Genomic DNA, 13,126 nt, shown 5'->3' with positions numbered 1-13,126 from the left:
CAAGGGGCGCAGTGCGTCTAAAATTGATTTTTTGCCGGTCTTGTTTGTCTATGCCTCGTGAGATTCTCACGAGGCATTTTTTTATTGAAAGGAGGAAGGAAGATGCATAACGAATACATGCGTTTGGCGATCGCAGAAGCCAAAAAAGGGCGTTACCAAACCTTTACCAATCCGCTAGTGGGCGCCGTGATCGTCAAAGAGCAACGGGTCATTGCCAAAGGGGCTCACTTAGTCTATGGGCAGCCCCATGCGGAACGAAACGCCATCGAACAATGCCATTCCTCCGAAGACCTAATCAATTCGACTTTATACGTGACGTTAGAACCTTGCAACCATCAAGGAAAACAGCCGCCTTGCACCCAGCTGATCATCGACAGCGGCATCAAAAAGGTAGTCATCGGCCAGTTAGACCCTAACCCGATCGTGGCTGGACAAGGCAAGCAATTTTTAGAAGAACAGGGCATCGACGTGTTGGTGGGCATCGAAGAAACAGCGGTGCGCCGTTTGAATCCACACTATAATTTTTACCATCAGCATCAGCGACCTTACGTGGCGTTGAAGCAAGCGATCACTTTAGATGGCCGGATCGCTCATGATGCGTTGACCCGCAGTGCCATCACTGGTTCAGCGGTTTGGCAAAAGGTTCATCAAGAACGTGGGGACTATCAAGGAATCTTAGTGGGCAGTCAGACGGTGTTGACGGATGATCCCACGTTATTGACCACGGTTGAAACCAGCTTTCCGCCGAATCGCATCGTGGTAGACCGTCGGGGGCGAACGCTGTCGCAACCCCATTTGGCACTGTTTGCCGATGATTCAGCACCCGTGTGGATTTTTACGCAGCAGACAGCTGTCAGCGACTTGCCAGCGCATGTGTCAGTGATCCAGCTGGAAGAGTTGACGATCGCTGCACTGCTGAAGGAGCTTGCCGCACGACAGGTCCAATCGCTTTACGTAGAAGGAGGTGCTGCGATCCATGATGCCTTTTTAGCCAGCGGACTGTGGCAAGAAAGCATTACTTATGTGGCGCCAAAGTTTCTTGGGGGCAATAGTCTTGCAAGTTTTACCAGTGAGCGTACCCCGAAACAGCTGCAGCAGCTAACAGAGGTGACGGTGACGGCAGTTGGAGAAGATGTTTGCATCCGAGGAAGGAGACCAGAGGAATGTTCACAGGATTGATTCAGGAAAAAGGCCGCATCAAAGAGATCCGCAAGCAAAGCCGCACGATCCAGCTAACCTGCAGTGCGTCGGAAGGCTTGCTGGCGGATTACCAGATCGGAGACAGTATGGCGATCAACGGGACGTGTTTGACGGCGATCGCCAAACAAGCGACAACGTTTACGGTGGATATCATGCCAGAAACCTTTCAACGAACCACCTTTAAACAACTCTCGGTGGGTGCCGAAGTCAATTTGGAGCGAGCGATGGCAGCAACGCAGCGTTTTGAAGGCCACTTTGTCGCAGGCCACATTGATGTAACGACCCGTTTGATCCAGAAAAAGCAGTTGGAAAAAGCCTTGATCTTGACGTTTGCTTATCCTGTCAGTGTGCAAGGGGAAATCATTCCGCAAGGGTCGATTGCGATCAATGGCGTCAGCTTGACGGTTACCCAGACGACGGCACAGGCCTTTTCCGTTAGCTTGATCCCCCATTCCAAAGACCAGACGACGCTGGGGCAGTTGAAACAAGGGGAGTGGGTCAATATCGAGACGGATATGATCGGGAAATATGTCAAATACCAACGAAAATGAAAGAAGGCAGACGATGCATAAAGTAGAACAAGCAGTGGAATGGTTAAAAAAAGGCGGCTTAGTGATTGTCGCCGATGATGAAAATCGGGAATCAGAAGGAGATTTGATTGGGATCGCTGAATACGCAACGCCAGAAGCCGTCAATTTTATGGCGACTTATGGCCGTGGCTTGATCTGTGCACCCATCTCACAAGCGATCGCTGAAAAGCTGGCATTGCCTGAGATGACCGCCAATAATACGGATGCCTTTGGTACCGCGTTTACCATCAGTGTCGATCACGTGACCACGAGTACGGGAATTTCTGCGAAAGACCGGGCAGTGACGATTGAAAAATTGGCTGATCCTGCGTCACAAGCAGCGGATTTTTATCGTCCTGGACATATCTTCCCATTGACCGCTCAATCTGGCGGCGTGTTAGAACGCAGAGGACATACAGAAGCGGCTGTGGATTTAGCGAAGCTTGCTGGCAGCGTGGAAGCAGCCTACATTTGTGAGATTTTAAATGAAGATGGCACGATGGCTCGGGTTCCAGAATTGAAAAAATTAGCAGAAAAATGGCAGCTGCCGTTTTTGACCATTGATGAGTTGGCGGAATATCTACGAGGAACTGCACCTATCACGGTGGATCTGCCAACGGCTTATGGGGCGTTCCAATTGACCTTATTTGAAGATGAATTCGGCAATGAACACCTTTTACTAGCCAAAGGCGAGATTCAACATACTACCGAGCCGCTGTTACTACGGATCCATTCAGAGTGTTTAACAGGCGACGTCTTCGGCTCTCATCGCTGTGATTGTGGCGAACAGCTGCAAGAAGCGATGCGGCAGATCGAAGCAAAAGGTCGCGGTGCGATTTTGTATCTACGCCAAGAAGGCCGCGGTATTGGCTTGCGGAACAAGCTCCGTGCCTATCAGCTGCAGGAACAAGGCATGGATACGTATGAAGCAAATATTGCATTAGGGTTTGCAGCAGATGCTCGTCATTACACGTTTGCCGCCGATGTTTTACGTTCCTTAGAAGTGCAGGAGATTCAACTGATGACCAACAACCCTGACAAAGTGAAGGAATTAGAAAGCTTAGGGATCAAGGTAGCAGAACGAGTACCGCTGGAGATGCCTGCGCACAAAGAAAACAGCAGCTATTTGAAAACGAAGAAAGAAAAGTTTCACCATTACCTATCTATTTAATCAACCAAAGGAGAATGAGCGATGACAGTATTTGAAGGAACGTTTCAGGGAGAGGCAGTCAAAGTAGGGATCGTAGTCTCACGATTCAACGAGTTTATCACTTCCAAGTTAGTGGAAGGCGCCAAAGACAATTTGCTGCGTCATGGAGTCAAAGCAGAAAACATCGATGTATATTGGGTTCCAGGTGCTTATGAGATTCCGTATATTACCAAAAAAATCGTTGACCACAAACAATACGATGGGATCGTGACATTAGGTGCCTTGATTCGCGGAGCAACGACCCACTATGAATTGATCTCAAATGAAGTGGCGAAAGGCGTAGCCCAAATTGGTCTGAATGCCGACATTCCAATCATGTTTGGTGTGTTGACGACTGAAACGATCGAACAAGCCATTGAACGGTCGGGAACCAAAGCTGGCAACAAAGGCAGCGAAGCCGCTCAAGGTCTTTTGGAGATGATTTCGTTGAATCAGCAAATCCTTGGCAACGCATAGGTTTCACGTTCGAACAAAGGGAAGCTAGCAAGAAAAAGCCTGCCTAAGCATAGGCATCAGACTGGAGACAGACTTCGTACGAAATGAAGTCTGTCTTTTTTTCATCATTAAAAAAAATGGATCATTTTGCCAAAGGATTCGCTTCTTCACGGGTACCGTGTTTTCGATAGGTCAATGGAGAGGAAAATGCCCAATCAATCACGAACATTAGAATAACTCTTATTTAAGGAAATTTTCAGAAAATTATTTACATTTCACAAAAGGTTCCTTATAATGACTCTATTCATTGAGAGTGATTCTCATTTGCAAATAGATGTCAAAGCAGCACATGGCTTGGGCGCTTTTCATGAGACGAACTTTTATAAGCGAAAAAACGCACAGATGCTTCTTTTATGATGGCGGCGAGGCAACAGTCAATGTTGTTTTTGCTGTGAAATCAGGAGAGGATCGTGCTGAATAAAGGAGAATCACATGTCGGTAGGGTTGATTAAATCAAATCGTTGGATGGTGTCGACAATCATTTGCTGTGTTTTAGTTGTCGCCATTCTCTTATCTGCAGGAGTTGCTTTGGCAAACGGACAAGCCAATATCACCCTTGGCGAAGTTTACCAAATTCTCTTCTATAAAATCAGCCATGGGTTGGTTGGTGATCTTTCAGGCATTTCAGACGCAAACATCAATATCGTCTGGTTTGTTCGGGCACCGCGGGTCTTGCTTTCTATTTTTGTGGGCATGGGGTTAGCGATCAGCGGGGCAGTGATGCAGGCGGTGGTCCAAAATCCGCTGGCAGATCCATATATTCTAGGGATCTCTTCCGGCGCATCCTTAGGGGCGACCTTCGCCATCTTAGTCGGTTTTGGCGGCTCGGCTCTAGTCTTGCAGCTGGGCTTATCGTTTGGCGCCTTTGCAGGAGCGGGGATTGCGACTATTTTGGTGCTGCTGCTTGCCAGTATCGGTGGGAAAATGACTTCCACAAAACTTGTGCTGTCGGGGACGATCGTCAGTGCCTTATGCAGCTCTGTTTCAAACTTGATCATCTATCTGGCTAGCAATGCAGAAGGGATGAAGACCGTAGCGTTTTGGTCGATGGGCAGCCTAGCCTCGGCTTCTTGGAACAAATTGGGCTTTATCGTGGTTCTGGTTTCTTTGATCACGCTCTTCTTCCTGACGCAATACCGTGTTTTGAATACGCTTTTGCTGGGAGATGAAGTTGCCTCCACCTTAGGGGTCAAGCTGACCTTCTATCGTCGTTTTTATATGCTGCTAGCAGCGCTGTTAACCAGTATCATCGTTGCGAATTCTGGGATGATTGGCTTTGTCGGCTTGATCATTCCTCATATCGTACGTGGAGTCAGTGGGTCGGATCATCGCCTGTTGATGCCTTTGACCGCTTTGACAGGCGCGTTGTTTTTGATTTGGGCGGATGTGATCGCCCGCTCGACTCTGCAAGGAGTCGAACTGCCGATCGGGATCATTACAGCGCTGATTGGCGCACCGATCTTTATCTATATCATTGTCAAACGGCAATACAATTTTGGGGGGTGACGGAATGAAACTAGCAGTTGAAAAGCTCAATCTGACGATCGGGGATCAGCAGATACTAAAAGACATCTCCGTCCAAACCGCACAAGGGCAATTTGTCGGCTTGATTGGGTCCAACGGCAGCGGCAAATCTACATTGTTAAAAGCTATCTACAAAACGTTGAAACCTGACAGCGGCGACATTTATTTGGGTGAGATGAATATTTTGAAAAGTTCCGAAAAAAAAGTCGCCCAGCAAGTCAGCGTCGTCAGTCAGTTCAATGAGTTGAGCTTTGATTTAACAGTAGAACAGATGGTACTTTTAGGCCGCACGCCCCACAAGGGTCTATTGGAACAAGACACCAAAGCCGACCATGAGCTGGTCACTGAAGCCTTAGCCAAAACAGGGCTAAGTGCCTATAGAAAACGCAGTTACCTCTCATTATCAGGAGGCGAAAAACAGCGGGTCGTCCTTGCTCGTGCCATCACCCAAGAACCGAAATTTATGATTCTCGATGAGCCGACCAATCATTTGGATATCCGATATCAACTGGAAATCTTAGAGACCGTCAAGCATCTGAAGATTGGCTTGTTGGCGGCGCTGCACAATTTGGAACAAGCAGCCAATTATTGCGACATTATCTATGCCTTAAAAGATGGGCGGGTCGTAGGGTATGGCGAACCAGAAACGTTGCTGACAGAAGAACTGATCGAAGAGATCTATGGCGTGAAATGCAGTATTTACCATCATCCGATCACAGGCGGATTAGGGTTTCATTATTATTTTGAAAAGGAGCAAACAGATGAATAAATGGGGAAAAATGATTGGGGTAGGATTGGCAGTCTTTACATTAAGCGCTTGCGGCAATGCGAAGGATGAAGGAACTTCGGCTTCTTCCTCACAGGCAGAAAGTACGTATCCTTTAACCATCAGCAACTACACCAAAGCAGAGGGCGGCACGCAATGGACTGCCAAGGACCAAACCTTTAATGAGGCACCGAAAAAAGTCGTTGCCAACACACGACCAGCAGCGGAATTGCTGCTGCATCTCGGCCTCAAGGATCAGATTGCGGGTGTCGGTGCAACCTTTGGTGCCGCTGATGAGGAAGTTGCTGCTGATTACGCAGAACTCAACGACCTGGGCAGCGACTATATCAGTAAAGAAACAGCCTTAAGTGTGGATCCAGATTTGATTTTTGGCCGCGGGGGACTTTTCGATAACCAAGATTGGGGCGTCGGCACCGTTGATTCCTTGAACGAGATGGGCATTCCGACTTATGTCCAAGAAACCTCTGTCACTGGGGCGACGTTTGATTCTGTTTATCAAGACATTGAAAACCTTGGTAAGCTCTTCAATGTCCCTGAGGCAGCCGCTGCTTTTGAAAAAGAATTAAAGGATCGTCAGAGTGCCTTGGAAGAAAAAGTAGCAGACAAAGAAGAGCAAACCTTTGCCCATCTCTTTATGTCCGATCCAAGTGTGGTCAGTGTCTATGCCGCTCAAGATGAGTCTTTTTTCAATAGCAACTTTGATATGATCAAACTGAACAATGTGTTTCAAGACTATTCAGGGGAAGTCAGTGTCGAAACTTTGATCGAAACGGATCCCGATGTCTTGATCGTCGGCGACTGGTCAACGATCGAAGGCAGTGTTTCCGGTCAAGAAATCATTGAAGGCTTATACAAAAACGACAAACTCTCTAGCATGAAAGCCATCAAAAACAAACAAGTCTACAGCATGGACTACAATTATCTCTTTGGCTACGGCTACCAAGCCTTGACTGGTTTGGAAGAACTGGTAGAGCAAATGGCACAATAAACACCCCTATTCCCATAAAAAGGAGAACCAACTTTTTATATAATAGAAGAAAACCAACGTTTCACTGGCCAATCGACCACAGAAACGTTGGTTTTTTGTATTTAAGAAAAGCACCCTTTGCCGCTGCCCGTTCCGCAACAAGTAGCCCGTTAGCTGTTTTTTTCTGTCACGTGGTCCATTTGATAGCGAGACAACAGCTTTTCTTTGTGTTTTTGCATGATCGTCTCGAGAGAAATATCGTATTTATCGGCGAGAATAAATAAGTTATCCAGTACATCGCCCAATTCTTCCGTCAGGTTTGCCAGTTTTTCTTCTGGCAAGCCTTCTTGTTCGTCGGGACGGTCACGACCGATCTCCAATGTCCGAATGGCACGGCTCACTTCCCCGACTTCCTCTGCTAAAAAATTCGCCCGAATAAACGGATCATATTGATACCAGTTGCGGGCTTTGTAGAAGTCACTGATAAATCGTTGATATTCCTCAATGTTCATAAATTTTTTCTCATCCTTTCCCAGAACCTTTATCAGAATCATGATATACTATTTCAAAATGATTGAGAAGGATGATGAAGAGTTTTATGAAAATTGCAGTCTATTGTGGTGCCAGTGTCGGTAATGAACCTAGTTTTGCAACAGCCGCCCAAGAATTGGGGCAGTGGATCGCTTCAAGAAAAAATACGCTAGTTTATGGCGGCGGAAAAGCCGGCTTGATGGGCGTGCTGGCAGATGCTGTCTTAGAAAATGGCGGTCAGGTGATCGGGGTGATCCCAACCTTTTTAAAGGATCGGGAACTAGCACATCCTGGATTGACCGAACTCCATGTCGTCGAGACGATGTCAGAAAGAAAACGAAAAATGTTCGAATTGTCGCAGGCCTTTGTCGCACTGCCAGGTGGTCCGGGTACGCTGGAAGAAATCACGGAGATGATCTCGTGGTCAAGAATCGGTCAAAACCCGAATCCTTGTGCTTTTTATGATGTGAACAACTTTTACCACGCAACGAGAGCCTTATATGACAACATGGTGGAAAATGAGTTCTTGACGCAGGCCGATCGCGAAAAAATCGGCTTTGCGCAAACAACGAATGAACTTGAAGCCTTTATTCAAGCCTACGAACCGCCAGTTATTCGGCAGTATTAAGCGTCTTGCTCTTTTGCTTCTTTGACGCATTCTTAGTATAATGGGGTTTGTTTTGCAAGTGGGGTCATAAAAGAAGATCCTTGGACAAAGAAATGGAGCGTAAATCATGACAACAAATTTTTGGGCTGAATTGCCGAAGCCTTTTTTTATTCTAGCACCAATGGAAGATGTCACCGATGTCGTTTTTCGGCATGTCGTTCAAGCTGCCGGCGCACCAGATGTTTTCTTTACGGAATTTACCAACTCCGATAGTTACTGTCATCCAGAAGGACGCGACAGTGTGCGGGGACGTTTAGTCTTCACCGAAGATGAGCAACCAATGGTAGCCCACATTTGGGGAGACAAGCCAGAGTATTTCCGTGAAATGAGTATCGGATTAGCCGAGATGGGCTTTAAAGGGATTGACTTAAATATGGGCTGTCCAGTGCCAAACGTTGCCGGACGAGGCAAAGGCAGCGGCTTGATCTTGCGACCGGACGTTGCGGCTGAGCTGATCCAAGCAGCCAAAGCTGGCGGTCTGCCGGTCAGTGTCAAGACGCGTTTGGGCTATACCGAACTAGGGGAAATGGAAGCCTGGCTGACCCATGTCCTGCAACAAGATATCGCCAACCTTTCGATCCATTTGCGAACCCGCAAAGAAATGAGCAAGGTCGATGCCCATTGGGAATTGATTCCTGAAGTGGTTGCCTTGCGGGACCGAATCGCCCCACAAACGAAGCTGACGATCAACGGCGATATCCCTGATCGTACCAAAGGTTTAGAGCTAGCAGAAAAATATGGCGTGGACGGAATCATGATCGGTCGGGGCATTTTCAAGAATCCCTATGCCTTTGAAAAAGAACCGAAAGAGCATACCTCAGAAGAGCTATTAGGCTTGCTGCAGTTGCAATTAGACTTGCAGGACCATTACGCCAAAATGGTGCCACGCTCGATCGCAGGATTGCATCGTTTCTTTAAAATCTATGTCAAAGGCTTCCCTGGAGCCAGTGACTTGCGAGCAAAATTGATGAATACCAAATCAACCGATGAAGTTCGACAACTTCTGGCAGAGTTTGCGGAGAAAAAGAACCACGAGGAAAGTATTGAAGCGTAAGTTTCAATGCTTTTTTTGTTTTTGGTTGCTGTACCCGCTCTCATTGTCAATCCTTCCTTGACAATAGATAGGTACCTATGTAAAATGGAGTGCGGACTTTTAACTAGGTACCTATCTAAATAGTGAAGAGGCGAAAGGAGCTGAAGGTCGATGGTTTCCGAACAAGAAATCGTGGAACGATTGTTTGAAGTGTATAAATTAAATCGGCGGTATGCGGAACAAAAATATGGGCGCTTTATGCCAGGTCGGGGACAGTTCAATTGCCTACTGGTATTGGACGAAAAAGGCACGTTGACTCAAAAAGATCTCGCCGCGTATTTAGCGATTCGTTCGACATCCACTGGCGAACTACTAAAGAAACTGGCTGAAAAAGGGCTGATCCAAAAAGAAGTCGATCCGAAAGATAAACGCAGCCATTTGATTTCGCTGACAGAAGCAGGCAAGGAAGAGGCACAGCGAATGAAAGAAAAACGTAGCAAGGCGCACCAAGAAATGCTGACCTATTTGACGGCAGAAGAAAAACAAGCCTTTGGTCAAGCCTTAGCAAAAATCGAACAGTTTTATCTTGAGAAGGAGGCGGACGTTGATTGAGTGAAACAGTCCAACGAAACGAACGTCAGCGGACGCTGATTTTTATTAATTTAATGATTACATGTATTGCCGTATCCATGTTGGCGACCGCCTTGACGACGGCTTTACCCGCCATCGTCACTGACCTGCAGATTTCCGTCACTACGGGACAATGGCTGACAAGCGGTTATTCCTTGGCGATGGCGATCGTTATGCCCTTGACGGCATATCTTATGAATCGTGTGCCAACCAAAAAGCTCTATCTCGCTGCATTAGGAATTGCGTTGGTGGGCTTGCTGCTTTGTGCTGCAGCGCCCAATTTTCTAGTCATGATGCTTGCTCGTATTTTGCAGGCCGTAGGCAATGGAATCTTGACCGCAATGGCGCAAGTGATCCTCTTATCGATCTATCCGATCAATCGCATCGGTGTGGTGATGGGCTGGTATGGACTCTCAATCACCGCGGCACCCGTGATCGCACCGACGATCGCTGGGCTGATCGTGGACCGCTTGAACTGGCATGCGATTTTTTATATCGTTGCCGTGATCGTTTTGATCTCGTTGATTTGGGCCATAAAGGTTTTTGATGATGTGTTACCAGTAAGCAACAGCAAATTTGATCAGACCTCTTTTGTTTTGAGTGCCTTCGCCTTTGGTGGGATCACTTTAGGCTTTGGCAATATCGGCAGCTATGGCTTTTTCAGCTTGCCAGTTTTAGGAACCTTAGGGATCGGTTTGGTAGCAGGGATCTTCTTTGTCTTCCGTCAGTTAAGAGCGGAAACCCCATTTTTGGAGCTGCGGGTCTTGAAAACAAAAGAATATGCCATCAGTGTCTTTGGCAGTATCATGCTTTACTTGGTCTTGATGGGTTCGGCGATGCTGATGCCGCTTTACGTGCAGTCGATTTTAGGCAAATCAGCGACGATCTCAGGGTTAGTCGTTTTGCCAGGTTCCTTGGTCTCGGCTTTTTTAAGTCCGGTGGCTGGACGAATCTATGACAAAGTCGGCATCCGTCTGTTGACGATTTTCGGCGGCGGCTCACTGGTCTTGAGCAACATCGGCATGTATTTCATCCATATGCACACGGGGATTTGGGTAGCAGTGGTTTTGAACATGCTGCGCTGTGCCGCCACCGGCTGTTTGTTGATGCCCTTTGTGACGTGGGGAAATAAAAATATTCCGCCGCAGCTGACGGCGCATGGAACAGCGTTATTGACTTCTTTGCGGACGGTGGCAGGCGCCATCGGAACAGCATTATTTGTCGGGATCATGAATAGTGTGGCGCAAAACAGCACGACCTTAACGGGGACGAGTGCACTGCTTCACGGGATGAATGTTTCTTTCTTATTGATGACGATCGCTTCTGGTCTGCTGTTTGCAACGGGGCTATTTTTGATTCGTGATCAGAAACCAGAAGCCGTGTGGCTGGAAGGTGCGGAAGAACCGCTGGAATAAGCTCATCATTTAGTACAGTTCATAAAGCGTAAGAAGGTTTGCGAAGTTTTGGAATCAAGAAAAACGAAGGAAAACACACCCTCTCCAATGAAGATGAAAATATAGGTTGAGAGAAGAAAATCTGCCGGATCCGCAAGAAGCGTTCTTTGCGGCCCGGCAGATTTTTTTAACCGTCTTCTTTTAGGTAGCGCCATAATGTCGTTCGGCTGATTCCTAGTTGAATAGCGGTTTTGGTTTGATTGCCCTCGTTTTGCTCTAATACATTTAGAATGATTGTTTTTGTATAGTCAAACAATGTCGGAGGTTGGAGGCTGCTTTTAGTCGTAAAATTGTCTTGTATATTAGTGAAATTTTGTATCAAACGTTCTTTATTTAGTAATTCTGCAACCTGGTGTTCAGAAATATAATGGGAATTCGCATTTAATACCAGTTCTTTGACACAGTATTGCAGCTGATCAAAATTTCCCGGCCAGTCATAGGCCATAAAGGCTTCTAACGCTCTAGGATCGAAGCCCATGATATCTTTGCTGCATTCAATATTCATCTTATTTAAAAGTAGTGTCGTGATAATACTCAATTCATTTTTTCGCTCACGAATCGTAGGAGCATAGATTTTGGCACTGCCTAACTGGCTTGCCAAGCGAGTAAAGGTTGTTGAATCACTTGTTTTATTGTTGTCATAGGTAAAGAGCAGCCGGTTGTTTTTCAAGACATTCGTCGTTTTGATCAAAGAGACAAGCCGTTCAATTGAAGCGGGCTTAAGCTGCTCAGCATGATCGAAGAAAATGGTATTGTGGACATCAACAAAAGGGCCATTGGCTGCATTGACTAGAAACTTCCATAACTTGTCTGTAATCAAAGCACAGTTGATGGTAATCAGATAGTTAGTGTCTTGCGTCTGGGACAAGTAAATCTGATAGGCGATATTTTTCTTCGCTGTGCCGCTTTCTCCGAATACTAGGTAGGAAGAATAGCTGGCTTCTTTTTTCTTGAGTTCCAGCTTGATTTCTTGAGGAATGAATTGTGAAAACAGCAGCTGCTTTGAAAAAACGGCTGCAACCTCAGCTTTTTTTTGATAGGTGATACCGTGTTTATTGGAAATCGGTGGTGTATTTTTCTCGTTTATAAAACAACAGTAATACTTCTGGTGATCAATAATATATGTTTTGACTGTAACTGTAACGAAACAGTTCTTTACTTGAGAATAGTGCTGTAGCTCTTTTTTTTCGGATTTCGTCTGTAAAATTTTGATGATTTCTGACGCAAAAATCGGGTCAAGGGTGGAAAATTCAACCTTATAATCATCGTCGCAAAACAGAATATCTTGTTTCAGGCAAAGCAACCCTTTTTCCAGAATCTCTTTTTTATGTTTGACTTGATTGACGTGATCGATGATCGTCAGGGCGTCTTCATAGGCACGTTTGATGCTCTCCAATCCTGACGTGATCAAAAGGGTGTTTAACGATTTTAAAAGAGCAGTACGATTCGTAATTGCATCGCATAAAATCAATTCATATTTTTTTTCTGCCAATGAATCGAGCATCTCGTGAGCATTGATATCCTCGTCGATGGTATAGATTTCAATGTTCAAACCTAAGAGATCGCAAAGTAAGTGCGCTTTTTCAGTAATACTAGGGTAGCCGACAATGACGAAGTTGTCTGTGTAATTTTCGGCCAAGCGAATGGCACTATGAACATCGTAAATCGATAGCGAGACATCAATTACTGGCAAAGAAACCACTCTTCGGATTAGTTTGGCAGTCCCACCGCGAGAAATGATCGCATCATATCCATCATTGCAAAGTTGCGTTGCCAATTTTTGCCCTTCCACCAAATCGGCCGTATAAATAGTCGTCTCAACTTCAGGGTATTGCTCACCAATAATAGTCATTGAATAATTTAATTCTTCATAAGGTGCGATTCCTAAAATTTTCCTCTTCATTTTCTTCACCTTCAATAGTGTTTCATTTGTAAACGATAATAACACAGAAAAACGATTAAGTATCCGTTTTCATTTAAACTGTTTCGAAATTAAACGATTTTTCTTTTTTTTAGAATGTAACCGCTTATTTTTTGTCGCTATAATCAAACCAAGAAG

General features: G+C 45.9%; 13 protein-coding genes. 11 read left to right on the top strand and 2 right to left on the bottom strand.

The window, feature by feature from the left end; genetic code table 11:
* Positions 1-102 precede the first annotated feature (102 nt).
* The 7 genes from ribD (at position 103) to ENLAB_RS07935 (ending at position 6,773) form a co-directional block, all read left to right on the top strand.
* On the top strand, positions 103-1,179 hold the full coding sequence (gene ribD, locus ENLAB_RS07965) for a bifunctional diaminohydroxyphosphoribosylaminopyrimidine deaminase/5-amino-6-(5-phosphoribosylamino)uracil reductase RibD (RefSeq protein ID WP_244353352.1): 1,077 nt from the start codon (positions 103-105) through the stop codon (positions 1,177-1,179).
* Complete coding sequence (locus ENLAB_RS07960) at positions 1,164-1,751, top strand: riboflavin synthase (protein ID WP_008380232.1); 588 nt, start codon at positions 1,164-1,166, stop codon at positions 1,749-1,751. Before ribD ends, ENLAB_RS07960 begins: the two co-directional genes overlap by 16 nt.
* Positions 1,729-2,940, top strand: coding sequence for a 3,4-dihydroxy-2-butanone-4-phosphate synthase (gene ribB / locus ENLAB_RS07955; RefSeq protein ID WP_439711695.1), 1,212 nt, complete (start codon positions 1,729-1,731; stop codon positions 2,938-2,940). The genes ENLAB_RS07960 and ribB overlap by 23 nt, the downstream gene beginning before the upstream one ends.
* 21 nt (positions 2,941-2,961) lie before the next feature.
* Positions 2,962-3,435, top strand: coding sequence for a 6,7-dimethyl-8-ribityllumazine synthase (gene ribH, locus ENLAB_RS07950; RefSeq protein ID WP_244353350.1), 474 nt, complete (start codon positions 2,962-2,964; stop codon positions 3,433-3,435).
* 471 nt (positions 3,436-3,906) lie between these two features.
* Complete coding sequence (locus tag ENLAB_RS07945; protein ID WP_005233272.1) at positions 3,907-4,980, top strand: FecCD family ABC transporter permease; 1,074 nt, start codon at positions 3,907-3,909, stop codon at positions 4,978-4,980.
* Positions 4,981-4,984: 4 nt separating this feature from the next.
* Positions 4,985-5,767, top strand: coding sequence for an ABC transporter ATP-binding protein (locus ENLAB_RS07940; protein ID WP_010748955.1), 783 nt, complete (start codon positions 4,985-4,987; stop codon positions 5,765-5,767).
* Positions 5,760-6,773 (top strand): ABC transporter substrate-binding protein, encoded by a 1,014-nt coding sequence (locus ENLAB_RS07935; protein WP_086332738.1) that lies wholly within the window; start codon positions 5,760-5,762, stop codon positions 6,771-6,773. Before ENLAB_RS07940 ends, ENLAB_RS07935 begins: the two co-directional genes overlap by 8 nt.
* A gap of 149 nt (positions 6,774-6,922) precedes the next feature.
* Here ENLAB_RS07935 and ENLAB_RS07930 read toward each other — a convergent pair whose 3' ends face one another.
* Complete coding sequence (locus ENLAB_RS07930; protein WP_015510530.1) at positions 6,923-7,264, bottom strand: MazG nucleotide pyrophosphohydrolase domain-containing protein; 342 nt, start codon at positions 7,262-7,264, stop codon at positions 6,923-6,925.
* Positions 7,265-7,350: 86 nt separating this feature from the next.
* Between ENLAB_RS07930 and ENLAB_RS07925 the strand changes: the two genes are divergently transcribed.
* The 4 genes from ENLAB_RS07925 (at position 7,351) to ENLAB_RS07910 (ending at position 11,028) form a co-directional block, all read left to right on the top strand.
* Positions 7,351-7,911 (top strand): LOG family protein, encoded by a 561-nt coding sequence (locus ENLAB_RS07925; RefSeq protein ID WP_200126671.1) that lies wholly within the window; start codon positions 7,351-7,353, stop codon positions 7,909-7,911.
* 106 nt (positions 7,912-8,017) lie between these two features.
* Complete coding sequence (locus ENLAB_RS07920) at positions 8,018-9,004, top strand: tRNA dihydrouridine synthase (protein ID WP_015510528.1); 987 nt, start codon at positions 8,018-8,020, stop codon at positions 9,002-9,004.
* Positions 9,005-9,154: 150 nt separating this feature from the next.
* On the top strand, positions 9,155-9,595 hold the full coding sequence (locus ENLAB_RS07915; protein WP_005230651.1) for a MarR family winged helix-turn-helix transcriptional regulator: 441 nt from the start codon (positions 9,155-9,157) through the stop codon (positions 9,593-9,595).
* On the top strand, positions 9,592-11,028 hold the full coding sequence (locus ENLAB_RS07910) for an MDR family MFS transporter (protein ID WP_244353349.1): 1,437 nt from the start codon (positions 9,592-9,594) through the stop codon (positions 11,026-11,028). Before ENLAB_RS07915 ends, ENLAB_RS07910 begins: the two co-directional genes overlap by 4 nt.
* A 166-nt stretch (positions 11,029-11,194) precedes the next feature.
* Here ENLAB_RS07910 and ENLAB_RS07905 read toward each other — a convergent pair whose 3' ends face one another.
* Positions 11,195-12,970, bottom strand: a complete 1,776-nt coding sequence (locus ENLAB_RS07905; RefSeq protein WP_220426983.1) for a sigma-54-dependent transcriptional regulator — start codon at positions 12,968-12,970, stop codon at positions 11,195-11,197.
* Positions 12,971-13,126: the final 156 nt, after the last annotated feature.

Source organism: Enterococcus innesii (assembly GCF_022846515.1).
Classification (GTDB): Bacteria; Bacillota; Bacilli; order Lactobacillales; family Enterococcaceae; genus Enterococcus_D; species Enterococcus_D innesii.
Note: the sequence above shows the minus strand (reverse complement) of the source record. Positions and strands in the feature narration are given on the sequence as shown.

Coding starts and splice junctions, on each gene's coding strand:
- ribD (WP_244353352.1), top strand. CDS start 103: ATGCATAACGAATACATGCGTTTGGCGATCGCAGAAGCCAAAAAAGGG.
- ENLAB_RS07960 (WP_008380232.1), top strand. CDS start 1,164: ATGTTCACAGGATTGATTCAGGAAAAAGGCCGCATCAAAGAGATCCGC.
- ribB (WP_439711695.1), top strand. CDS start 1,729: ATGTCAAATACCAACGAAAATGAAAGAAGGCAGACGATGCATAAAGTA.
- ribH (WP_244353350.1), top strand. CDS start 2,962: ATGACAGTATTTGAAGGAACGTTTCAGGGAGAGGCAGTCAAAGTAGGG.
- ENLAB_RS07945 (WP_005233272.1), top strand. CDS start 3,907: ATGTCGGTAGGGTTGATTAAATCAAATCGTTGGATGGTGTCGACAATC.
- ENLAB_RS07940 (WP_010748955.1), top strand. CDS start 4,985: ATGAAACTAGCAGTTGAAAAGCTCAATCTGACGATCGGGGATCAGCAG.
- ENLAB_RS07935 (WP_086332738.1), top strand. CDS start 5,760: ATGAATAAATGGGGAAAAATGATTGGGGTAGGATTGGCAGTCTTTACA.
- ENLAB_RS07930 (WP_015510530.1), bottom strand. CDS start 7,264: ATGAACATTGAGGAATATCAACGATTTATCAGTGACTTCTACAAAGCC.
- ENLAB_RS07925 (WP_200126671.1), top strand. CDS start 7,351: ATGAAAATTGCAGTCTATTGTGGTGCCAGTGTCGGTAATGAACCTAGT.
- ENLAB_RS07920 (WP_015510528.1), top strand. CDS start 8,018: ATGACAACAAATTTTTGGGCTGAATTGCCGAAGCCTTTTTTTATTCTA.
- ENLAB_RS07915 (WP_005230651.1), top strand. CDS start 9,155: ATGGTTTCCGAACAAGAAATCGTGGAACGATTGTTTGAAGTGTATAAA.
- ENLAB_RS07905 (WP_220426983.1), bottom strand. CDS start 12,970: ATGAAGAGGAAAATTTTAGGAATCGCACCTTATGAAGAATTAAATTAT.